Raw genomic sequence first — 22,089 nt, 5'->3', positions numbered from 1 at the left:
GCACGGTGTTAGAACTGTAACTTGAGGTTGAAGCCGTAGGTGCGCGTCATGGGGTAGGCGCCCGCCTCGATGCCGCGGCTGATCGAGGAGCCGTTCATCGAACCCACCTCCGGATCGTACATCGGCCAGTTGGTGATGCAGAAGAGGTTGGTGGCGAAGAAGGCGAGCGATGCCCCCTGCAGGAAGCGGCTCTTGGCGCAGATGCGCTTGGGCAGCGAGTATTCGATGCGCAGGTCCTTCATTTTCAGGTAGGAGCAGTCGTAGGTCGAACTTTCGATGTTGTCACGGCTGTATTTGGAGGTGGTGTAGTAGTCCACCACGTCCGTAACCACCACGTCGTTCTTGGCGTAGGTCCCGTCCGCCAGCTGCTTCACGCCGTCGACCAGCAACCCTTCGTAACGCCCCGGAAGCGAGTTTTTCAGCTTGCCCGAGAGCGAGAGGTTGACCATCGAGATCGAGAATGCGCGGCCGCCGTACTGTCCGGCGAACGAGGCCGAAAGGCGCAGGTTGCGCCACGAGAAGCTGGTGCTGAAGCCGCCTGTCCAGTCGGGGTAGATCGAACCGAGGTCCATCAGATCGTCGCTCAGCATGGGGCTGCCGTCTGTGGGCGACACGACCACCTCGCCCGAGCAGTCGATCTTCGCACCGTTGCTGTCGACGTAGTAGGCTCCCTCGGGGGCACGCTTGAAGCCCTGACCGTAGATGCGGCCCAGCTCCGTGCCCGGGTAGGCGCGGATGTAGACGCGGTTGCCGAAGGTATTGGAATTGTTGAGCTGCCAAAATTCGACGTTGGGGGCCAGCTCGACCAGCTTGTTCCAGTTCTTGGCCCAGTTCAGGTTGATCGTCCAGCGGATGTCCTTTGTTTTTATAGGCGTGAACGAAGCCGAAAGCTCGATGCCGTGGTTGTTGACCTCGCCGGCGTTGATCAGCTTGTAGTAAGCGCCCGAGATCGGGTCGACCGGCACGTTGATGATCTGGTTGGTGGTCGACGAATCGTAGTAGGCGGCGTCGAAGACGACGCGGTTTTTCAGGAAGTGCGCTTCGAGACCCACCTCCCAGCTCTCGACGTTCTCGGGCTTGAGGTTGGCGTTCTTGATCTCGCGGTCGAGCAGGTAGCCGCTTGTGAAGTCGCTCGAAGCGTAGGTCTGCACGAGCGAGTAGGGCGACGTGTCGTTACCCACGTTGGCCCACGATCCGCGCACTTTCAGCAGGTCGATCCACTTGGGATTCTTCTCGCCCAGCAGCTCGTTGATGAGCACGCTGGCGCTGACCGAGGGGTAGAAGTAAGAGTTGTTGCCCGGGGCGAGCGTCGACGACCAGTCGTTGCGGCCCGTGACGTCGAGGTAGAGCATGTTGCGCCAGCCGAGCGAGACCACGCCGTAGAAGCTGTTGATCGACTTCTCGCGGCGCAGGGTCTTGTTCGTGGCGGGGTAGACCGAGTTCTGAATGGTGTAAACGTCGTCCTCGAGGAGTTTGTCGGCGATCAGCTGGACGTTCGAGTAGTTGTAGACCATGTTGTTGCCGCCCAGCGACGCCTTGATGTCGAAGTCGCCGAAGACCTTGGCCCAGCTCAGCAGGAAGTCGTTGTTCATCTCGTACTGGCGGACGGTCTGCTCCTTGTAGAGGCCCTCGATGAACTTGGTCGAGTACTTGGGTTTGCGCTGCGTGCGGAAGTCCGACTGGAAGTCGATGCCCGTGCGCACCATCAGCGTCAGCGACGGCAGAATCTGGAACGTGGCGTTGACGTTGCCGTATACGCGGTCGCGGTCCATCGTGTTGAGCTGCTCGTAGAGCTGCATGTAGACGTTGTCCGCGGTGCGGTTGATAATATAGGTGCTGTTCTTGTTCGAGGTGTAGTAGTCGTGCAGCAGGCTCTTCAGACGGCCCGAGGCCCACTCGTCGTAATAGGAGCCGAGCGAGATCGAAGAGTTGTTCCAGAGAAGCGTGTAGAGCGGCGAGGCGGCCGAGTAGCCCGACATGGGGATGTTGTCGCTGTCCTTGCGGTAGTAGGTGACCTTGGCGCCGAGCTTGATCGTCTTGTTGATCTTCTGGTTGACCGAGATGCTGACGTTCTGGCTCGTGTAGCCCGTGTTGGGCAGAATCCAGTCGTTGCGCATGTCCTTGATCGAGACGCGCATCGAGTTGCCCTTGCCGGCCGAACCCTCGATCGAGATGCTGTTCGACCACGTTACACCCGTCTCGAAGATGCCTTTGTACCAGTCCTGCGCTTCCCACGGATGGCGGTTGTAGGCCGTCGGCGCCCACTTGCCGTTGTTGCTGCCCCAGACGGCACTGTCGTAGTTGTAGAACATCTGCCCCTCGAAGCGCGGGCCGAACGAGTAGACCGAGTGGGTGCGCGCGACCGCCTGACCCGTATCGGACATATTGGCCGGAACCGACCAGAAGGAGTAGAAGCGCTGCTGTTCGCGCTGGCTGGCCGTGCCGTTGCCGGCGCCGTATTCGTTCTGGAGGTCGGGCCAGTAGCCGGCCTTCTCCAGTACGACCGAGGAGTTGAAGGTAATGTTTAACCCCTTACCGGGCGTTCCCCCCCCCTTGGTGGTAATGACGATGGCTCCGTTTGCGGCGCGGGAGCCGTAGAGGGCCGTAGCAGCGGGGCCTTTGAGCACCGAGATCGACTCGATGTCCTCGGGATTGAGGTCGCTGGCGCCGTTGCCGTAGTCGACCGGGGCGTCCGTGTCGTCGTAGGCGCTGCCCGAACTGTTCGATGCAGTCATGTCGCTGGCGATCGGAATGCCGTCGATGACGAACAGCGCCGTGTTGTTGTCGTGCGAGAGCGACGCCTCGCCGCGCAGCGTCACGCGGACCGAACCGCCGGGACCGGTCGACGCCTGGTCGAAGTTCATGCCCGCCACCTTGCCGTTCAGGCCGTTGAGCCAGTTGTTCGAAACGGTGTTGGTCAGCTCCTCGCCCGAGACTTTCGAGACGGCGTAGCCGAGGCTCTTTTCTTGGCGCGTAATGCCCAGCGCGGTCACCACGACGTCTTCGATCTTCTGGGCCGACGACTGCATGGTCACGTCCACGCGGCTGCGGCGGCCTGGGGTGATCTCCTGCGTTTCGTACCCCAGGCTCATGAACTGAAGTACGGACTCGGCGTCCGGAATCCGGATCGAGTACTCGCCCTTCACGTTGGTGCTCACACCGATGGTCGTCCCCTTGAGGATCACCGATGCGCCGACGATCGGCGTCTTGCCGTCGGCGTCGTAGACGACGCCCGAGACGTTGCCCTGCGCCCGGCCTTCCAAGAGGCCGAAGAGCGTCAGAAACAAGATCGGCAATAGAATCTTTCGGAGGATTGGTAGATTCATAGGCTTGTTTGGTTATTGGTTTTAAGTATTGGTTTCTTCCCGATTCGGCCCGTTTTTGTTCCGAATGCCCGGTTTAAAAACGCAACCTTATGGTTTTGATACGAAACAAAATTAAATAAATTAATGATAATATCAAAACTTATGACCGAAAAATTCGAGACTTGTTCTTTCGCTTTGCTCGCGTCGACACCTTCCTATGGGTGGCGCCCGCTCGTTTCGCGCTGCAAATATACGCAGCCGGGACTGTCCTGCAACCCGGCGGCGGGTATTTTCATCGGATTGTCATAGGGGAGGGGCTGTCGGGACTTTTGCTGTTCACGACGGAGGTAACCGCAGGTGAGGGCCCCGCTCCCGGCCGATCATATGGTCTGATTGCGTGGTGGTTCGATACCCGCTCTCAACGGAATTTCCTTCCGAGTATATAACAACCTATTGAAGTAAACACTATCTGTTTGGTAGACAATTTTTCCGTCTATTTCAACTTTCATATCCAAATGGGCAGTATCGATCTTACCGACACGCTCCCTATCGAATAATGAGGAGAGATTATAAACGTCCGATCCTATCCAGAGAGTTGTGTTGTACCTGAGGATGTGTACGGCTATCAATGCCAGCACCAAAATGCAAACAACTGTAATAATAATTTTTTCTTTCGCTCATTTTCATCTTCTATAAGGATTAAGCCACAGGCCCGCTTGATTAATATGTGCTATTGTAGGTCTTCCCCACGCATCTCGACCATGTATATAAGGATATGGAATTCTTGGCGCGTTTGGAACTCCCGGAATTATCGCCATCGAATTAGGGTACTTATTTATGTTACCTCGCTGCTGATACATCATTGCCATTTGGTCGGCTGTGGTTCCACTCCTGCTTATCCAGCCCCCTGTATACATTATATTGAAAATCCCACTAGCGCTTTCGTGGTTTAATCCTGCCGCATGCCTGAATTCGTGACTTGTAGTACGCATACCCACATCGTTGCCCCTTCAATAAATTCATTCATTCGGTCTGCGTATGCAAATAAATGATCGGAACCGGCGACATCACTCATAGATTGTACACCCTGGATATTAGCATCGACAACCATTTGGTAAAGCTGACCGCCAATCGTTACGGGGCCGGAATAATCACGAGACAGCCTGTTGGCTATCTGTCCCCTTTTATCGACATTCACGTCTTCAATGGAAAATTTAATACCTTCGCTGTTATATGCATCGTGACTATGTTTTCCTGAATGGTATCTATCCCCATTCATGTCTATCCGATTAATCGGGTGTCCCCAACGAAACTGTACGGCGAAAGTGAATAGTATTCTCCGCGAACCGATCCTGCGTCAGCCAGCCGCTCTCGCCGGCTTTCAGGAGCTTCTCCCGGAGCAGTTTTCTATACTGGTCGATCAACTTCACATGTCCCGTCTGCGGGTTGTGTTCCATGCGGGCAACTTCCGAGCCTTCTGCGGCATTCTCGATCACAAAGAACTTTTCGACGTTATCCTTATCCTGCTGTTCTCCTGCTACTTAGGGCACTCTTCCAAGGATAGCATAAGGGTTTGAATTTCCGCATCCTGGGCCAAAGAAATTGTCGGAGCCAGCAGCAGCCCGACGGCGGCGATCGATAGACACGACGTATTCGTCCGGGATGATATCGGAGGACTGTATATCGAAAAGAATTCGAGCGTTCAAATGAGCCCCAACAACATTTTTCGGATGGTTTTGTGACGAATGGGGAAGGGTAAACGGGTGAGCATTGCTCACCCGTTTCTATAAATCAAGTCATTTTGATTTTGGAACTAAATAAACCGGATAACCATGAGAGAAAGCATTATGCCCATAAAAGCGGTCTATGCCCACCATATCGCTGTAAGGCTGCTTTTTCAACCAGATCTGAAACTGTCTGGCACATGCTTCCCAAATACATTTATCGAATTCGGAATCAATAGGATTATAAGCGGACAGATGAATCTTGACTCCGCTGTCGTTGGTGTAGGATAATGTCATGGGATAGACCTCTTTTGCTTCGTTGATTTGGATATCTTCGCCGAATTTTTTATCGAACCTAATACCTGCGACAAAAACGGCTTTCAATGTGTCGGTGACACAATCGCATTCAATTTCAAGCCGTTGAGTTAATTTTCTTTTCGGCGAAGTCTGAATCAAGAGAGGTGTATTCTCTTGACCAAATGCAGTCAAGGACAGACCAGTGATAAGTGCGATTAGAATTAATATTTTTCTCATAGGCATAATTAGGGTCTCCAGAATCCCGATAATAATGATTTGATCTTGCCTCCGTTGTAAGGCGTAGTAATGCAGGGACCCGATTGTATTGTCCGCCGGCATTTACCTGCGCTCCTGTTTTGAAACTATTGACTGCATCTACCATAGCCGAACTCGAATAACCCATTTCGTGGAGACTGCTAAATGAACTCTCCCATGCGGAAGATGCGGGTGAATCTTCTACACCATTGGGAGACAGAGAACCACCATAATCTCCAGTTCGTCCAGCATAGTTCATAGCAACCCCATATCCGAAAACATAGGCTTCGACCTCGTTAAAAACCGAAGGACCTCCCTGTCCTAATTCATGCTGTGCTCCATGCATAAACTCGTGGGCCGTTGTTTCTACATTTGAGAAGTTTGTAGCGCCGCCTATCTTCCCGGCAAAAATACTCCCGCCGCCATCCATATTTCTTCGGAATGCTCCTCCCGCGCCGTCAATATCTGGATTTCGATTGAGAACAATATATGCATTCTCAGAGCGAATCAATACATCCAGCATCTTATTACCCCCATTGCTATAGACGCTATTTAAATTGGCGATCATACTTGTTACAAATGAATTAGAGCCTTTGTATTCCATATTGGCTGTGTAAAGCAGTTTTTGCGCATTTCCCTTATCATTTTGATAATGAATCCAAACTTCCTCCCCGTTCGGATCGATGAAGCGTATCGGATTATTTAAGCAGAAAGCATCGGGAGAAACCGGATAAAACTTCGTAGCCTTGGGGTCAGGTGTCAGCCACGCTTTATCTGCATTCGATAACTGATTTTCAGCCAATAGTGTGCGTATTTATCAAAGATCCGAATTTGTCCCGTCTGCGGATTGTGTTCCATGCGGGCAACTTCCGAGCCTTCCGCGGCATTCTCGATCACAAAGACCTTTTCGACGTTATCTTTCTCCTGCTGTTCTCCTGCTACATAGGACGCTCTTCCAAAGATAGCATAAGGATTTGAATTTTCCGCATCCTGGGCCAAAGAAAGTGTCGGAGCCAGCAGCAGCCCGACGGCGGTGATTAGCAAATTACGTGTTTTCATAGTTGGTGGGTTTATGTTTTTTTTAACTTATCGTTTGTACTTTTCATAGGTTGGATTGTCTTTGCCACGAGAGGGAATCCATGCCTCGACGTTTCATGTCCTCTTCGACCGTGTTCAGCAGCCGGAGGTAGATACTGTCGGGCATCTCGGCCCATCCGAGTTTGCGCAGAGCGTCGTTGTATTCGAGCCACCGGCGATTGAGGCAGGTATTCAAGGGATTTTTCGGCGCACTTGAGCATGAAGGCGTCGTACTGTTCGAATTTCCTGTAGTAATTCGCCGCCAGTTCCGAGAGCAGGTAGGCCACGGTCTCCTTGTCCGAGAGCGGATAGAGGTAGACCTTGTTGCGGATCGCATCGGCGCTAATCCCGAAATTCTCGATGTAAAATATTTCCCGAGCGAGGGATTGTGTTGTCAGCTCGACGTTGACCCACTTTGAAGGGGACTGTTCGTCGCGGTGGCGGATGAAGAGATGCTGCGGGGCAAAGGTGATGTGGGCTTCGGCTCCGATGGCTTCGGCCAGCACCTTGTAGTACATGGGCAGGGAGCGGCATTGTCCTGAATGCGTACGCATGACTTTGGTGACGAAAGTTTGGCTTAGATCCTCCGAACCCGAAAAATCCTCGAAGTCATAGGTGAAAGGTTTGTAACCGTTCATCGAGTAAGGACGGGAGAAATATTCGAACAGGCCGTAGTTCCCGCCGGTTCGGTAATGCTGTAAGCCGTTTGCGACGATGAATTGCCCGAGAGCCGCGGCCGCAGCATCTATCTGGGCGCAATAAGCCGTATAGTCGGGTTGTCCGTCGAGTTACGCCCATTCCGGAAGAAATACGGCGCGTTTTATGTTCAGCGAAGATTTCCCGTCGAGCATGGCCGCAATCTCGGTGAAGGCCGTTTCGAAGCGGGAGGTGTCAGGGGATTGGGCTTGAGTTGTCTCTTGCCGGTCAAGAAAGAAAAGCAGAAAGAGCAGTATCTTTTTCATGTCGCAGAGTGAGTTATTCTTATAACCAAAGATAACGCATAAATCTGTTCGTGATGCTAAAAATAGGCATTACAACTACTCCGCAATTCGTTGATAATCAATAGGCATTTCAGGAAAAAGTATTGACAAATGCTTTCAGGGGTAAAAATAGCGTCTTCAAGAAAGAAAAAAAGCCCGTTTGGTGAATAATCGAGGTGCTGTTGCTAAGTAAGGATCATATACTTAACTTTGCTCCTGCGATTATAAACGAAAACTGAGATACTTATGATAAAGCAGATGTTACAGTAGAGAATGCAAAATTTACCGGTTACGAAAAGACAGTCGTTGCGACCGTGGCAGAAGCATTCATGGAGAGTGTGATGGGATCGCTGAAATAGAAAAACAATGTTTATCTGCGGGGGGGGGCGGAACTTTTGTAGTTAAGAAACGGGTGCGGAAAGTCGCGCGTAACATTACGAAGAACACGTCGATCGTACTTCCCGAGCACGACATTCCCGCTTTCAAGCCTGCCAGAGCTTCACAGCGAAAGTAAAATAAGCCGGTCAAAACGAAACAATGAAAGGACCAACTTTCAGTTGGCTTTTTTTGTCTTTCGAAGGCATTGCCGGATATGATCTTGGTCAGAAATTTCCAGACCGCTGTATGTGGGAGTATCACCCTCGGATTACGATTAAAAATTCCCATCACTGTCGCGGACAAAAAATAGAAAATATCAAATGTATCGTCGCTCGTGGTGTTGCATATCCTACGTGCAAGCAGTTGGCATTGATTTTCACAGCCGTTTGGTATGCCGCGAGCAGGACGCCTGCACGTGCGGTATGTGCCTGCTTGCCGAAGGAGGCATTTTCTTCGGTCTTTTCATAAGAGCGTTTTGCGCTCGCATCTGATTATAATCTCTGCGGGACATCTTTTGACAACAGGTAGATTGTTCCGTCGATCTGCGTCGAGAGCCGGTTGACTATATAGGGTGTCTGGTGCGGAGAATGTCGAGAATCTCGTCCGCAGGTTTATTTGCAGAGCCTTCGATGAGTTTCACAACATTTATCGCCTCGTCAAAATTCATCCGCAGTGACTTGTCAATTGTAGCCTTTCGTTTCATCCGTGCTACATCTCGTGAATCCATAAATCCCTTTACATCCGTGAAGACAGATACGAGAGGGTCAGCGCCGGACCGACGGCGTACAAAGTTATCTGGAGCCGGGCGTTTCTCGTCGAGCAAAGCATCTATGGTAATATCTTTATCCAGCGCTTCCGGCTGCTTTAACGTTTGACGTATAGTATTTAATAGTTTCTATCTTAAGTTTCAATTCCTTGTTTTTGGGCGTATTTGTCCTGAAGCAATGATTTTCAACATTCCACTCATCGCTTTGGATGTAATTCCTGTACTCTGGTATGGCCTTATTCTATTATGGGTAGAACGAATATAGATTAAGGTAGTCCCGTCTTGTTTTATCTTATCTTTTCTGCATGGTGGATTGATGCTGATAATCATGGTGTTGATAGATTATCAGATGAAAAGTTCGGTTGTAATACCTATAAAATAGGTATCACAAAATAGTCTTAAGACTTTTTTTTGGCTTGTAATAATGCTGATTGGTACGATCTCCAAAAAAACAAAAGAACCGACAATCGTATGATTATCAGTTCTTTTTGTGGTGAACCCGCTGGGGCTCGAACCCAGGACCCCAACATTAAAAGTGTTGTGCTCTACCTGCTGAGCTACGGATTCTCCGCATGCCAAACGGATCGCTCCGATTTGGTGGTGCAAATGTAGAGATTATTTTTGTTTTACCAAAATAAAACGGTATTTTTGTAAACCTCAAAACGAAATTCAAAACCTAAAAATCTATATCCGTATGTGTAGAGCGCTTATTATCGGAGCCGGAGGCGTGGGAACGGTCGTCACGCAGAAGATCGCCGCCGACCCCGTATTCTCGGACGTGATGCTGGCCAGCCGCACCAAGTCCAAATGCGACGCCGTGGCGGCCGCCATCGGCGGCAACCGCGTCAAGACGGCGCAGGTCGACGCCGACAGCGTGCCCGAGTTGTGCGAGCTGTTCCGCGCGTTCAAACCCGACATCGTGGTCAACGTGGCGCTTCCCTATCAGGACCTGACGATCATGGACGCCTGCCTGGCGTGCGGCTGCAACTACCTCGACACGGCCAACTACGAACCCAAGGACGAGGCGCACTTCGAATATTCGTGGCAGTGGGCCTATCAGGACCGCTTCAAGGCCGCGGGGCTGACGGCCATTCTCGGCTGCGGCTTCGACCCGGGCGTTACGGCCATCTTCACGGCCTATGCCGCCAAGCACCACTTCGACGAGATTCATTATCTGGATATCGTTGACTGCAACGCCGGCAACCACGGTATGGCCTTCGCCACGAACTTCAACCCCGAGATCAACATCCGCGAGGTGACGCAGAAGGGCCGCTACTACGAGAACGGACGGTGGGTGGTGACCGAGCCGCACGAGATCCACAAACCGCTCAACTATCCCGGTATCGGCGAGCGCGAATCCTACGTGATCTACCACGAGGAGCTGGAATCGCTGGTGAAAAATTATCCCACGATCAAGCGCGCCCGCTTCTGGATGACCTTCGGGCAGGAGTATCTCACGCACCTGCGCGTGATCCAGAATATCGGCATGGCCCGCATCGATCCGATCATCTACAACGGGGTCGAGATCGTGCCGATCCAGTTCCTCAAGGCGGTGCTGCCCGACCCCAAGTCGCTGGGTGCGAACTACCACGGCCAGACCTCGATCGGCTGCCGCATCCGGGGCATCAAGGACGGCAAGGAGCGCACCTATTATATTTATAACAACTGCGACCACGAAAAAGCCTATCAGGAGACAGGCACGCAGGCCGTCAGCTTTACCACGGGCGTACCCGCGGCGTTGGGCGCTTCGATGTGGGCCAAAGGTCTCTGGCGCGGAGCCGGTGTCTTCAACGTCGAGGAGTTCGATCCCGATCCGTTCCTGGCGGAGCTTGGCAAGCAGGGCCTGCCGTGGCACGAACTGTTCGACGTGGACATCGAGGTGTGAGCCATTCGTCGGAAGATCGCTCCGGGCCTTCGGGTCCGGAGTTTTTGTTCCCGCACAGCTAAGTATAAATACCTATTTCTCGGAAATCCCCCGTCCGGCGGTGGTGTTTTCGCGGGGATTTTGCTATTTTTGCAACTGTTTTGACCTGAAAACGTTTGCGATGATCGACTTTCGGAAAATCCCCTCCCCGTGTTATGTCCTCGACGAGCAGCTGCTCGACCGGAACCTTGCGGTCATCGACCGGGTGCGCCGGGAGTCGGGCGCGGAAATCATCGTGGCGCTGAAGGCCTGCGCCATGTGGAGCATCTTTGCGGACCTGGCACGGCACTCCGACGGTGCGACGGCCAGTTCGGCCGCCGAAGCGCGGCTCGTTTACGAAGAGTTCGGCTGCCCGGCGCACACCTATGCACCCGTCTATACGGATGGCAATATCGACGAAATCCTGCGTTGCAGCGACCATATCACCTTCAACTCGCTGGCGCAGTTCGAACGGTTCGGCCAGCGGGCGCTGATCCGCGGCATTTCGTGCGGCCTGCGGATCAACCCGCAGTACTCGCCTGTGGAGACCGACCTTTACAACCCCTGCGTGGCGGGGTCGCGGCTGGGCGTCACCGCTGAGCAACTGCGGGAGCTTCCCGCGGGTATCGAGGGACTTCACTTCCATGTGCTCTGCGAGTCGCGGCCCGAGCACCTGCGAAAGGCGCTGGAAGCCGTCGAAGAGCATTTCGGCAGATTCCTCGACCAAATCAAGTGGCTCAATATGGGCGGCGGCCATCTGATGACCCACGCCGACTATGACTGCGACGAGCTGATCGGGATTCTCAAAGCGTTCAGGGCGCGCCATCCGCATCTAAGGCTGATCCTCGAACCCGGCAGCGCCTTCACGTGGCGCACGGGCTATCTGGTGTCGACCGTCGAGGACATCGTGGAGAACGGCGGGGTGCACACGGCCATGCTCGACGTGTCGTTCGCCTGCCACATGCCCGACTGCCTCGAAATGCCCTACAAACCGGCGATCGTCGGAGCGCACGAACCGGCCCCCGGCGAGAAGCGCTGGCGCATGGGCGGCACAAGCTGTCTGGCGGGCGACTGCTGCGGCGACTGGGCTTTCGACCACGAGCTGCAAGTGGGCGAGCGCATCGTCTTCGAGGACATGATCCACTACACGATGGTCAAGACCACGATGTTCAACGGCGTCCACCACCCGTCGATCGTCATCGTGCGCCGCGACGGTCGCGTGGAGATCATCCGCGAATTTGGCTACGAGGATTTCCGCAACCGCATGTCGTAAACACAAACCCGAAATAGATGAAAGATTTTACCCCTACCGATTACACGCTCGAATGCGTCGCCACGGGCCGCGAATTTGCGGACGAAGGGTGGACGCTCGCTGACCGCGCGTGCAAATCGCCCTCGCTGATCCGCACCCGATACGCCAGGAAACAGATCGAGGTGAAGCCCGCCGAATACGGCCTGTACCGCTTCTGCGACTGGCTGCCCGTGCGGCGCATGCTGCAAGGCTCTTCGGCTCCCGTGACCTATCGGAGCAAGGGTCTGGCCGAATACCTCGGGCTGGAGAATCTCTGGATCACCTTCAACGGCTACTATCCGGCCATCGGCGCTACGATGACCACCTGCTCGTTCAAGGAGACCGAGGCCTACTCGGTCTGCGCCCGCACCGCCGAGGACGAGCAGCGCGTGCTGGTGGTGGCTTCGGCCGGAAATACGGCACGCGCCTTCGCCAAGGTCTGCTCCGACAACCATATCCGGCTTTTGCTGGCCGTGCCCTACGACAATATCGAGGCGCTGTGGTTCGAACATCCGCTCGATCCCTGCGTGAAGCTGATCTCGTGCGAGCGGGGCGGCGACTATTTCGACGCCATCCACCTCTCGGACCTTGCGCTCGAGTGCCCCGGCTTCTACGCCGAGGGCGGTGCGAAGAACGTCGCCCGCCGCGACGGCATGGCCACCACGGTCCTCTCGGCCGTGACGACCATCGGACGGATTCCCGACTACTACTTCCAGGCCGTGGGCAGCGGCACGGGAGCCATCGCCGCCTGGGAGGCCAATATGCGCCTCTTGGAGGACGGCCGCTTCGGGTCGAACACCATGCGGCTGATGGTATCTCAAAATGCTCCGTTCGTGCCGATGTACGATGCCTGGCGCGCCGATTCGCGGCAGATGCTGCCTTACGACGACGACAAGGCGCGGCGCGACGCAGAGATCATCGACGCCAAGGTGCTCTCCAACCGCCGCCCCCCTTACGGCATCGTCGGCGGATTGTACGATGCCCTCAAAGCTACCGGCGGCGAGGTCTTCGCCGCCACCAATGCGCAGGCGCGCAAGGCCCGCAAGCTGTTCCACGAACTGGAGGGCGTCGATATCTATTCGGCGGCTGGGATCGCCACGGCGTCGCTCATCAAGGCCGTGGCCGACGGCAAGGTCGAAAAGGACGCCACCGTGATGCTCAACATAACGGGCGGCGGCGAGGAGCACTTCAAGGAGGGTAAGGAGCTTTGGTATCTCAAGCCGAGCCACGTTTTCCCGCTCGAACCCGACACCGACGAGGTGGTCGAGAAGGTCGGGGCGCTGTTCGCTGAAAAATAAAGCGGGCGAAAGCGGTTGAAATAGTCCGAAAAGCATATCTTTGCGGCGGTTTGGAACGGGGCATGCAGCCGGAGCCGTTCCGAACCGCTGCATTTTTTTATTAACCCAAACCAATTTTCAAGATGAAAAACATCCGGACAACACGGATTCCCTGTTTCCGGCGCTGGAACCGCAAAGGCTGGTCGGTCTTTGCGAGCCTCCACCGTCGGGTAACGATCGGAGTCCTCTCGGTCGGGATGTCCATCCTCTTGCTTGCGACGCAGGGTGCGTCTGCGCAGAACGCCGATACCGCGGCGGTCCTCCGAACGATGAGGATCGACGAGGTCGGCATCACGGGGAGCCAAAGCTCCCCGACGCGCAACGCCCTGTCGCAAACCCCGCTTTTCGACCGGAAAGCCCAGGCCGCAGCGCCTCTCCAGACTATGGAAGCCGCCCTGCGCCTCGCCCCTTCGGTCGATATCCGCGAACGCGGAGGCAGGGGAGCACAGGCGGACATCTCCATCCGGGGAGGCTCTTTCGACCAGACCATGGTCCTTCTGAACGGCATCGACTTCACGGATGCGCGCACCGGGCATCAGTCCCACGCGCTGCCCGTGGATTTGGACTGCATTTCTTCCGTCGAACTCGTCGACGGTCTGCCGGGCGTAGGCGCTTACGCCGGGGCGGTGAATATCCGCACCGCACCGCTGCGCCCGACCTACCTGCGTTTTGAGGGGGCGGGCGGACAGCACGGCTACGCCTATGCCAACCTCTCGGGCGCGGTGACTGCGAAGCGGTTCTCGGTGCTCGGCGCAGCCTCCTACCGCCGCAGCGACGGCTACCGCCACAATACCGATTTCGACAACACGAACGCTTTCGTGCGGGCGACCTACGACGCCGTGCGGGCGGGATTCTTCGATTTCCAGGCGGGGTGGCAGCGCCGTTCTTTCGGCTCCAACGGCTTCTATGCCGCCTACAACCCCGACCAGTGGGAGCGGACCTCCACGGCGCTCGCTTCGCTGCGGTGGCTCAAGACCGCGGGCCGTTTCGCGTTCGGCGCGTCGGCCAGCTACCGGAAGAACCTCGACCGCTACGACTGGACGCGCGGCGAGGCGATGAACCGCCACGCCACCGACAACGTGGGCGTGCGGGCGTGGGGCGATGCGAAGTGGGCGGGCGGCGTCACCTCGCTCGGGGGCGACTACACGTTCAACCACATTTACAGCACCAACCTCGGCGAACCGCTCGCCGTGACGCACGGCGACTATACCCGCGCGAAGGCCCGTCATACGGGCAACCTCTGGCTGCGGCACGCCGTGGCGTGGCGGCAGATCGACGCGGCCGCCTCGGCGGGTGTGAGCCTTACGCCCTACGGGCAGTCGGCCTTGTGGAGCCTGTCGGCGGGCTGGCGGCCCGCCGAGGGGGTGCACCTCTCGGCCGGGGCCTCGCAGTCGATGCGCCTGCCGACCTTCACCGACCTCTACTACACCTCTCCGGCCCAGATCAACAACCTCGATCTGGTCCCGGAACACGCTGTCACCTACTGTCTCGGAGTGGATTACCGCAAGCGCTGCTGGAACGTCTCGCTGCAAACCTACTACCGGGCGGGGCGCGACATCATCGACTGGGTGTGGCGCGAGGAGCTGGGCGACAAGTGGCATTCCGAGCAGTCGAGCCGGCTCGATACCTTCGGTGCGGAGCTTTCGGCCGGCTATGCGGTGGAAAGGGGATTTTTACGCCGCTTGACGGCCTCGTACGGGTACACGACCACCGACCGCCGGACGGATGCGATCACGCAGAGCGCGATGGACTTCCTGCGCCACAAGGCGTCGCTTTCGGCGGAGGTGCACTTCCTGCGGCGTTTCACGCTGGCCCTGACCGCTTCGGTCTATGACCGCAACGGCAGCTATACGGATTATCCCGTGCCGGGCGATCCGTCGGTCAAAACGGTCCGCGACTACGAACCTTATTTCCTCTTGGACGGGCGGCTCGCGTGGGAAAAGGGCGTCTGCCGGCTCTATGTCGATGCCCAGAACATCACCGACACCCGTTACTGCGATCTGGGCGGCCTTCCGCTGCCCGGTGCGTGGGTTACGGGCGGCGTGACGCTGACCTTCGGCCGATAACTCCTGCGCGGCGGGGTGCGTCCCGTCCGTTCCGGCTGCGATGACGGAAGCCCGGCGCCTACAAGCGCCGGGCTTCCTGTTTTTTAGCTCCGGGCGCTATTTTCCTTTCGGATTTGAAGGATTTGTCCGGGAAATTCGTTATATTTGAAGCATAGGAAATTCAACAGCCAAACGATATGGAGAAAAGAATCGTGGAATGCGTCCCCAATTTCAGCGAGGGACGCGACAAGGAGGCCATCCGGCAGATCACGACGGCCATCGAGGCCGCAGGCGGCGTGCGCGTGCTCGACGTCGATCCGGGCGAGGCGACCAACCGGACGGTCGTCACCTTCGTCGGCGACCCCGAATCGGTCGTCGAGGCGGCATTCGCAGGGGTGAAAAAGGCCGCCGAAGTGATCGACATGCGCAAACACCACGGGGCGCACCCCCGTATGGGGGCCACCGACGTGCTGCCGCTCATCCCCATCGCGGGCATCACGCTCGAAGAGTGCGCCGCCCTGGCGCGCAAGCTGGCCGAGCGCATCGCCGACGAACTGCGCATCCCGACCTATTGTTACGAGGCGGCGGCCTTCACGCCCGAGCGGCGCAACCTGGCCGTCTGCCGGCAGGGCGAGTACGAGGCGCTGCCCGAGCGGATGACCCGCCGCGAGGATGCGCCCGACTTCGGCGCGCGTCCCTTCGACGAGGGGGTGGCCCGCACGGGCGCCACGGCCGTCGGAGCGCGCGACTTTCTGATCGCTGTCAACTTCAACCTGAATACCACCTCGACGCGACGCGCCAACGCCATTGCCTTCGACGTGCGCGAAAAGGGGCGTCCCGTGCGCGAGGGAAACCCCGTAACGGGCAAGGTGGTGAAAGACGCCGCGGGCAATCCCGTCATGCAGCCCGGCACGCTCAAAGCCACCAAGGCGATCGGCTGGTTCATCGAGGAGTACGGCATCGCGCAGGTCTCGATGAACATCACCGACATTTCCGTAACGCCGCTGCACGTCGCTTTCGACGAGGTGTGCCGCAAGGCCGATGCACGGGGCGTACGGGTCACGGGGACCGAGATCGTCGGACTTGTGCCCAAACGGGCGCTCCTCGAGGCCGGGAAATACTTTCTGCGCAAACAGCACCGCTCGACGGGTATCGCCGAGGAGGAGATCGTCCGCATCGCCGTCAAGTCGATGGGGCTGGACGACCTGAAGCCTTTCGCGGCGGAGGAGAAGGTGATCGAATACCTGCTTGAAGCCGGGGAACAGAACAACCGGCTTATTGACATGACCTGCAAGGCGTTCGCCGAGGAGACGGCCAGCGAATCGCCCGCCCCGGGCGGCGGCTCGATCGCCGCCTACATGGGGGCGCTCGGCGCGGCGCTCGGAACGATGGTGGCGAACCTCTCCTCGCACAAGGCGGGCTGGGACGACCGCTGGGAGGAGTTCTCCGACCGCGCGGAGCAGGGGCAGGCCGTGCTTGCGGAGCTGCTGCACCTGGTCGACGAGGATACCGCGGCGTTCAACCGCATCATGGCGGTCTTCGCCATGCCCAAGTCGACCGATGAGGAGAAGGTCGCCCGCAGCGCCGCGCTGCAGGAGGCGACACTCTACGCTACGCAGGTCCCCCTGCGCACGATGCAGGCCGCCATGCGGGTCTTCCCGCTGGTGCGGGCGATGGCCGCGGAGGGCAACCCCAATTCGGTCTCCGATGCGGGCGTGGGGGCGCTGGCCGCCCGCAGCGCCGTGCTGGGGGCCTGCCTGAACGTGAAGATCAACGCTGCCGGGCTGAAGGACCGCGCTGTCGCCGAACGGCTTATCGCCGAAGCGGACTCTCTGGCGCAGGAGGCCGTGCGCCTCGAAGGGGAGGTGCTCGGGATCGTAGAACAGAAAATCGGATAGACCATGACACGCGAAGAATTTCAGAACGATATCCGCGCGGGCATTCCCGACCGGCTGCCCGCTGCGAAACCCTATGACCGGCAGATCAACCATGCGCCCAAGCGCAGGGATGTGCTGACCGACGAAGAGAAGGTGCTGGCGCTCAGGAACGCTCTGCGTTACTTCCCCGAGAAGCACCACGCCGTGCTGGCGAAGGAGTTCGCCGAGGAGCTGCGCCGCTACGGCCGCATCTACATGTACCGTCTGCGGCCCGACTACGAGATGTATGCGCGGCCCATCGACGACTATCCCACCCGCTGCCGGCAGGCCGCGGCGATCATGCTGATGATCCAGAACAACCTGGACAAGGCCGTGGCGCAGCATCCCCACGAGCTGATTACCTACGGCGGCAACGGCGCGGTGTTCCAAAACTGGGCACAGTACCGCCTGACGATGAAGTACCTTTCGGAAATGACCGACCGTCAGACGCTGGTGATGTACTCAGGCCACCCGCTCGGGCTGTTCCCCTCGCATCCGGACGCGCCGCGCGTCGTGGTGACCAACGGCATGGTCATTCCCAACTACTCGAAACCCGACGACTGGGAGCGGTTCAACGCGCTGGGCGTGTCGCAGTACGGGCAGATGACCGCCGGATCGTACATGTATATCGGACCGCAGGGCATCGTCCACGGCACGACCATCACGGTGATGAACGCCGCGCGCAAGCGCTTCGCCGAGGGGCGCACCGATCCGCGGGGCATGCTCTTCGTCACTTCGGGCCTGGGCGGCATGTCGGGCGCCCAGCCCAAGGCGGGCAATATCTCGGGCGTGGTTTCGGTCGTCGCCGAGATCAACCCCAAGGCCGCGCAGAAGCGTTTCGAGCAGGGGTGGGTCGACGAACTGCATGAATCGCTGGACGAGCTGATCCCCCGCATCCGCCAGGCGCTCAAGGCGAAAGAGATCGTCTCGCTGGCTTACGTGGGCAATGTGGTCGACCTTTGGGAGCGGCTTGCCGCGGAGGAGATTCGCGTGGACCTCGGCTCCGATCAGACCTCCCTGCACAACCCCTGGGCGGGCGGCTACTATCCCGTCGGACTGAGCTACGAGGCGTCGAACAAGATGATGGCCGAGGAGCCGGTCCGCTTCCGCGAATGTGTGCAGGAGTCGTTGCGCCGCCAGGTCGATGCGATCAACAAACTGACCGACCGCGGCATGTACTTCTTCGACTATGGCAACGCCTTCCTGCTGGAGGCTTCGCGCGCCGGGGCCGCCGTGATGGGGGAGGGCGGCCGCTTCCGCTATCCCTCCTACGTGCAGGACATCATGGGGCCCATGTTCTTCGACTACGGCTTCGGGCCGTTCCGCTGGGTCTGCACCTCGGGAAAACCCGAAGACCTCGAACTGACGGACCGGCTGGCCGCCGGGGTGCTGGAGGAGATCCGCGCCACCGCGCCCGCCGACATTCGGGGACAGCTGGACGACAATATCCACTGGATTCGGGAGGCGGGGCGCAACCGGCTTGTCGTTGGCTCGCAGGCCCGCATCCTCTACGCCGACGCCGAGGGCCGCACGCGGATCGCGCAGGCGTTCAACCGGGCCATTGCCGACGGCCGCCTCTCGGCGCCCGTCGTGCTGGGCCGCGACCACCACGACGTTTCGGGTACGGATTCGCCCTACCGCGAAACGGCCAATATCTACGACGGTTCGAACCGCACGGCGGACATGGCCGTGCAGAACGTCATCGGCGATGCGTTCCGCGGCGCGACGTGGGTCTCGCTGCACAACGGCGGCGGCGTGGGCTGGGGCGAGGTCATCAACGGCGGCTTCGGCATGGTGATCGACGGCTCGGAGGACTCCGACCGCCGCATCCGCGAAATGCTGTTCTGGGACGTCAACAACGGCATCGCCCGCCGCAGCTGGGCGCGCAACGAGGGGGCCGTGGCGGCCATCCGCCGCCAGATGGAGCGCACGCCCGAACTGCGGGTGACACTGCCCAATTTCGCGGACGAACAGTTGGTCCGCGACGCCTTGAAAGAGAACGAATAACCCGAATTTCCCTATGGAACATCACGCTATCTCCGCGGAGCACCTTTCGATCGCCTGCGTCCGCGAAATCCTCGAACACCATCGTCGGCTCGTACTGAGCGACGACGCCCGGCAGCGGATCGTCCGCTGCCGCGAATACCTCGACCGCAAGATGGAGAACCCCGAGCGGCCCATCTACGGCATCACGACCGGATTCGGATCGCTGTGCGACATTTCGGTCGGCCGCGGCGAGCTGGCGCAGCTGCAAAAGAATCTGGTCATGTCGCACGCCTGCGGGACGGGCGAGCGCGTGCCGTCCCAGATCGTGAAACTGATCCTGCTGCTGAAGATCCAGTCGCTCTCCTACGGCCATTCAGGCGTGCAGCTAGCGACCGTCGAGCGGCTCATCGACTTCTTCAATTACGACGTGCTACCCGTTGTCTATCAGCAGGGTTCGCTCGGTGCTTCGGGCGATCTGGCTCCGCTGGCCCACCTGAGCCTGCCGCTGCTGGGACTGGGCGAGGTGGAGTATAACGGCGAGGTGCATCCCGCCGCCGAGATGCTGGCCGAATTTGGCTGGCGGCCCATCGAGCTGCAGTCGAAGGAGGGGCTGGCCTTGCTGAACGGCACGCAGTTCATGAGCGCCTACGGCGTCTGGTCGCTGATCGAGGCGCACCGCCTGAGCGAGTGGGCCGACCGCATCGGCGCGCTCTCGCTCGACGCGTTCGACGGACGCATCGAACCCTTCTGTGACGAGGTGCACCTGATCCGCGCCCACCGGGGCCAGTTGGCTACGGCACGCGCGTTCCGCCGCCTGCTGGAGGGCAGCGAGCTGATAGCCCGCCCGAAGAAACACGTGCAGGACCCCTATTCGTTCCGCTGTATTCCGCAGGTGCACGGCGCTTCGAAAGATACGATCGACTATGTGGAGAGCGTACTCACCACCGAGATCAACTCCACGACGGACAATCCGACGGTCTTCCCCGAGGAGGACATGGTCGTCTCGGCGGGCAACTTCCACGGCCAGCCGATCGCCCTTGCGATGGATTTTCTCGCCATCGCGCTGGCCGAACTGGGCAGTATCTCCGAACGTCGGACCTACAAACTCATCTCGGGCGCGCGCGGGCTGCCCAACTTCCTGGTGGCCAAACCCGGTTTGAACAGCGGTTTCATGATCCCGCAGTACACCGCCGCGTCGATCGTCAGCCAGACGAAGGGGCTTTGCATGCCTGCATCCATCGATTCGATCCCCTCGTCGCAGGGGCAGGAGGACCATGTGTCGATGGGCTCCAACGCCGCCACGAAGCTCTACCGCGTCGTGCGCAACACCGAACGGGTGCTGGCGATCGAACTCTTCAACGCGGCGCAGGCGCTCGAATTTCGCCGTCCGGCACGCTCGTCGGCCGCGCTGGAGAAGATCGTCGCCGACTTCCGCGAGCGGGTTCCCTTCGTCGACAACGACACGGTGATGTACCCCCATATCGAGGCTGCCGTTCAATTCCTCCGGACGCTATGAGGCTGCTGATCGAACATATCGGAAAGATCGTCGGCATCCAGCCCGTCGGAAAGCGGCGGTTGTGCGGTGCGGAGATGGACCGTCTGGAGACGCTCGACGATGCGTGGCTCCTCTGCGACGGGGAGCGCATCGCTGCGTTCGGACCTGCGTCGCAGCCGGTCCCCGTGGCCGACCGCGTGGTCGATGCCTGCGGCGGGATGCTCTTCCCCTCTTTTTGCGACTCGCATACCCACCTTGTCTATGCCGGAAGCCGTGAGCAGGAGTTCGTGGATAAGATTCACGGACTGAGCTACGAGGAGATCGCCCGCCGGGGCGGGGGCATCCTCAATTCCGCGGACCGCCTGCACGAGACCTCCGAGGAGGAGCTTTACCGGCAGGCGATGGAGCGCGTGCGCGAGATCGCCGCGATGGGTACGGGTTGCGTGGAGATCAAGAGCGGCTACGGCCTTTCGACCGCGGACGAACTGAAGATGCTGCGCGTGATTCGCCGAATCCGCGGGACTGCGCCGCTGGCCGTGCGTGCGACCTTTCTGGGCGCTCACGCCGTCGCGCGCGCCTACCGGGGTCGGCAGGAGGAGTACGTGGAGCTGATCTGCCGTGAGATGCTGCCCGCCGTGGCCGCCGAAGGGTTGGCCGAGTTTGTCGATGTCTTTTGCGACGAGGGTTTCTTCACCGTGGAGCAGACGGCCCGCATCCTGCGGGAAGGGGCCAAGTACGGCCTTGTGCCGAAGATTCACGCCAACGAGCTGGCCGTCTCGGGCGGTGTGCAGGTGGGCGTGGAGCACGACGCACGCTCGGTTGACCACCTCGAACGGATGGGCGGCGCCGAGATCGAAGCGCTCCGCGGGACGCGGACCATGCCGACCCTGCTGCCGGGCGCCGCGTTCTTCCTCGGCATGAGCTACCCGCCGGCCCGCGCCATGATCGACGCCGGGCTGGGCGTGGCGCTGGCGTCGGATTACAACCCCGGCTCGTCCCCCTCGGGCAACATGCGCATGGTCTGCTCGCTGGCTTCGATCCGCATGCGGATGACCCCGGCCGAAGCGTTCAACGCCGCGACGCTCAACGGAGCCTATGCGCTGGGACTGGAGGAGGATTACGGTTCGATCACTTTAGGTAAAATTGCCAATTTCTTCCTCACCAAGCCGATGCCCTCCTTCGAATTCTTTACCTATGCCTACTCGACGCCTCTGATCGCACGCGTCTTTCTGCGCGGCGAGGAGTTTGTGGCGTAGAATTTGTCCGGAAGGCAGCTATGCGAAATTGGATTGTAGGAGTGGCCCTCCTCCTGTGCGGGGCCGTAAATGCGCAGA

17 protein-coding genes, 1 tRNA gene and 1 pseudogene are annotated in these 22,089 nt (G+C 58.6%); 9 read left to right on the top strand and 10 right to left on the bottom strand.

Annotated elements, in window-relative coordinates; genetic code table 11:
- Positions 1-8: 8 nt before the first annotated feature.
- The 8 genes from ACMO9O_RS10865 to ACMO9O_RS10830 all read right to left on the bottom strand — a co-directional run bounded on the left by ACMO9O_RS10865 (position 9) and on the right by ACMO9O_RS10830 (position 7,620).
- Complete coding sequence (locus ACMO9O_RS10865) at positions 9-3,326, bottom strand: SusC/RagA family TonB-linked outer membrane protein (protein ID WP_418983887.1); 3,318 nt, start codon at positions 3,324-3,326, stop codon at positions 9-11.
- 928 nt (positions 3,327-4,254) lie between these two features.
- Positions 4,255-4,584 (bottom strand): hypothetical protein, encoded by a 330-nt coding sequence (locus tag ACMO9O_RS10860; RefSeq protein WP_418983886.1) that lies wholly within the window; start codon positions 4,582-4,584, stop codon positions 4,255-4,257.
- Between the two features lie 10 nt (positions 4,585-4,594).
- Positions 4,595-4,801 carry a hypothetical protein gene (locus ACMO9O_RS10855; protein WP_418983885.1) on the bottom strand — a complete coding sequence of 69 codons (207 nt, stop codon included), beginning with the start codon at positions 4,799-4,801 and terminating at the stop codon, positions 4,595-4,597.
- Positions 4,802-5,101: 300 nt separating this feature from the next.
- Positions 5,102-5,485 carry a hypothetical protein gene (locus tag ACMO9O_RS10850; RefSeq protein WP_418983884.1) on the bottom strand — a complete coding sequence of 128 codons (384 nt, stop codon included), beginning with the start codon at positions 5,483-5,485 and terminating at the stop codon, positions 5,102-5,104.
- Positions 5,442-6,383 (bottom strand): hypothetical protein, encoded by a 942-nt coding sequence (locus tag ACMO9O_RS10845; RefSeq protein WP_418983883.1) that lies wholly within the window; start codon positions 6,381-6,383, stop codon positions 5,442-5,444. The genes ACMO9O_RS10850 and ACMO9O_RS10845 overlap by 44 nt, the downstream gene beginning before the upstream one ends.
- Positions 6,341-6,640, bottom strand: coding sequence for a hypothetical protein (locus tag ACMO9O_RS10840; protein ID WP_418983882.1), 300 nt, complete (start codon positions 6,638-6,640; stop codon positions 6,341-6,343). Before ACMO9O_RS10840 ends, ACMO9O_RS10845 begins: the two co-directional genes overlap by 43 nt.
- Before the next feature lie 11 nt (positions 6,641-6,651).
- On the bottom strand, positions 6,652-7,296 hold the full coding sequence (locus ACMO9O_RS10835) for a hypothetical protein (RefSeq protein WP_418983881.1): 645 nt from the start codon (positions 7,294-7,296) through the stop codon (positions 6,652-6,654).
- Between the two features lie 150 nt (positions 7,297-7,446).
- Positions 7,447-7,620, bottom strand: a complete 174-nt coding sequence (locus ACMO9O_RS10830) for a hypothetical protein (RefSeq protein ID WP_418983880.1) — start codon at positions 7,618-7,620, stop codon at positions 7,447-7,449.
- 269 nt (positions 7,621-7,889) lie between these two features.
- On the opposite strand from ACMO9O_RS10830, the pseudogene ACMO9O_RS10825 reads away from it, so the two are divergent.
- Positions 7,890-8,152: pseudogene (locus tag ACMO9O_RS10825) on the top strand (HU family DNA-binding protein); the annotation flags it as partial.
- Positions 8,153-8,923: 771 nt separating this feature from the next.
- Here ACMO9O_RS10825 and ACMO9O_RS10820 read toward each other — a convergent pair.
- Both ACMO9O_RS10820 and ACMO9O_RS10815 read right to left on the bottom strand, forming a co-directional pair.
- Positions 8,924-9,112 carry a hypothetical protein gene (locus ACMO9O_RS10820; protein WP_418983879.1) on the bottom strand — a complete coding sequence of 63 codons (189 nt, stop codon included), beginning with the start codon at positions 9,110-9,112 and terminating at the stop codon, positions 8,924-8,926.
- Between the two features lie 161 nt (positions 9,113-9,273).
- Positions 9,274-9,349, bottom strand: a tRNA-Lys gene (locus tag ACMO9O_RS10815).
- A gap of 127 nt (positions 9,350-9,476) precedes the next feature.
- Between ACMO9O_RS10815 and ACMO9O_RS10810 the strand changes: the two genes are divergently transcribed.
- The 8 genes from ACMO9O_RS10810 (at position 9,477) to hutI (ending at position 22,011) form a co-directional block, all read left to right on the top strand.
- Positions 9,477-10,667 carry a saccharopine dehydrogenase family protein gene (locus ACMO9O_RS10810; RefSeq protein WP_418983878.1) on the top strand — a complete coding sequence of 397 codons (1,191 nt, stop codon included), beginning with the start codon at positions 9,477-9,479 and terminating at the stop codon, positions 10,665-10,667.
- 160 nt (positions 10,668-10,827) lie between these two features.
- On the top strand, positions 10,828-11,958 hold the full coding sequence (nspC, locus tag ACMO9O_RS10805; RefSeq protein ID WP_418983877.1) for a carboxynorspermidine decarboxylase: 1,131 nt from the start codon (positions 10,828-10,830) through the stop codon (positions 11,956-11,958).
- 17 nt (positions 11,959-11,975) lie between these two features.
- Positions 11,976-13,274 (top strand): cysteate synthase, encoded by a 1,299-nt coding sequence (locus ACMO9O_RS10800; protein ID WP_418983876.1) that lies wholly within the window; start codon positions 11,976-11,978, stop codon positions 13,272-13,274.
- 122 nt (positions 13,275-13,396) lie between these two features.
- Positions 13,397-15,379: a TonB-dependent receptor plug domain-containing protein gene (locus ACMO9O_RS10795; protein WP_418983875.1), complete on the top strand. Its 1,983-nt coding sequence runs from the start codon at positions 13,397-13,399 to the stop codon at positions 15,377-15,379.
- A gap of 176 nt (positions 15,380-15,555) precedes the next feature.
- Complete coding sequence (gene ftcD / locus ACMO9O_RS10790) at positions 15,556-17,256, top strand: glutamate formimidoyltransferase (RefSeq protein WP_418983874.1); 1,701 nt, start codon at positions 15,556-15,558, stop codon at positions 17,254-17,256.
- A gap of 3 nt (positions 17,257-17,259) precedes the next feature.
- Positions 17,260-19,281, top strand: coding sequence for a urocanate hydratase (locus tag ACMO9O_RS10785; protein ID WP_418983873.1), 2,022 nt, complete (start codon positions 17,260-17,262; stop codon positions 19,279-19,281).
- Between the two features lie 13 nt (positions 19,282-19,294).
- Entirely contained in the window at positions 19,295-20,776 is a 1,482-nt protein-coding gene (hutH, locus tag ACMO9O_RS10780) for a histidine ammonia-lyase (RefSeq protein WP_418983872.1), read from the top strand.
- Complete coding sequence (hutI, locus tag ACMO9O_RS10775) at positions 20,773-22,011, top strand: imidazolonepropionase (RefSeq protein WP_418983871.1); 1,239 nt, start codon at positions 20,773-20,775, stop codon at positions 22,009-22,011. The genes hutH and hutI overlap by 4 nt, the downstream gene beginning before the upstream one ends.
- Positions 22,012-22,089: the final 78 nt, after the last annotated feature.

This window comes from Alistipes sp., from assembly GCF_048465635.1.
Taxonomy (GTDB): domain Bacteria; phylum Bacteroidota; class Bacteroidia; order Bacteroidales; family Rikenellaceae; genus Alistipes.
Note: the sequence above shows the minus strand (reverse complement) of the source record. Positions and strands in the feature narration are given on the sequence as shown.

What these genes read in the sequence shown, in the direction of transcription:
- ACMO9O_RS10820 (WP_418983879.1), bottom strand. Translation starts at nt 9,112, where the DNA reads ATGATTATCAGCATCAATCCACCATGCAGAAAAGATAAGATAAAACAA.
- hutH (WP_418983872.1), top strand. Translation starts at nt 19,295, where the DNA reads ATGGAACATCACGCTATCTCCGCGGAGCACCTTTCGATCGCCTGCGTC.
- ACMO9O_RS10835 (WP_418983881.1), bottom strand. Translation starts at nt 7,296, where the DNA reads ATGAACGGTTACAAACCTTTCACCTATGACTTCGAGGATTTTTCGGGT.
- ACMO9O_RS10800 (WP_418983876.1), top strand. Translation starts at nt 11,976, where the DNA reads ATGAAAGATTTTACCCCTACCGATTACACGCTCGAATGCGTCGCCACG.
- ACMO9O_RS10785 (WP_418983873.1), top strand. Translation starts at nt 17,260, where the DNA reads ATGACACGCGAAGAATTTCAGAACGATATCCGCGCGGGCATTCCCGAC.
- ACMO9O_RS10840 (WP_418983882.1), bottom strand. Translation starts at nt 6,640, where the DNA reads ATGAAAACACGTAATTTGCTAATCACCGCCGTCGGGCTGCTGCTGGCT.
- ACMO9O_RS10860 (WP_418983886.1), bottom strand. Translation starts at nt 4,584, where the DNA reads ATGAATGGGGATAGATACCATTCAGGAAAACATAGTCACGATGCATAT.
- nspC (WP_418983877.1), top strand. Translation starts at nt 10,828, where the DNA reads ATGATCGACTTTCGGAAAATCCCCTCCCCGTGTTATGTCCTCGACGAG.
- ACMO9O_RS10795 (WP_418983875.1), top strand. Translation starts at nt 13,397, where the DNA reads ATGAAAAACATCCGGACAACACGGATTCCCTGTTTCCGGCGCTGGAAC.
- ACMO9O_RS10810 (WP_418983878.1), top strand. Translation starts at nt 9,477, where the DNA reads ATGTGTAGAGCGCTTATTATCGGAGCCGGAGGCGTGGGAACGGTCGTC.
- hutI (WP_418983871.1), top strand. Translation starts at nt 20,773, where the DNA reads ATGAGGCTGCTGATCGAACATATCGGAAAGATCGTCGGCATCCAGCCC.
- ACMO9O_RS10830 (WP_418983880.1), bottom strand. Translation starts at nt 7,620, where the DNA reads ATGAAAAAGATACTGCTCTTTCTGCTTTTCTTTCTTGACCGGCAAGAG.
- ACMO9O_RS10865 (WP_418983887.1), bottom strand. Translation starts at nt 3,326, where the DNA reads ATGAATCTACCAATCCTCCGAAAGATTCTATTGCCGATCTTGTTTCTG.
- ftcD (WP_418983874.1), top strand. Translation starts at nt 15,556, where the DNA reads ATGGAGAAAAGAATCGTGGAATGCGTCCCCAATTTCAGCGAGGGACGC.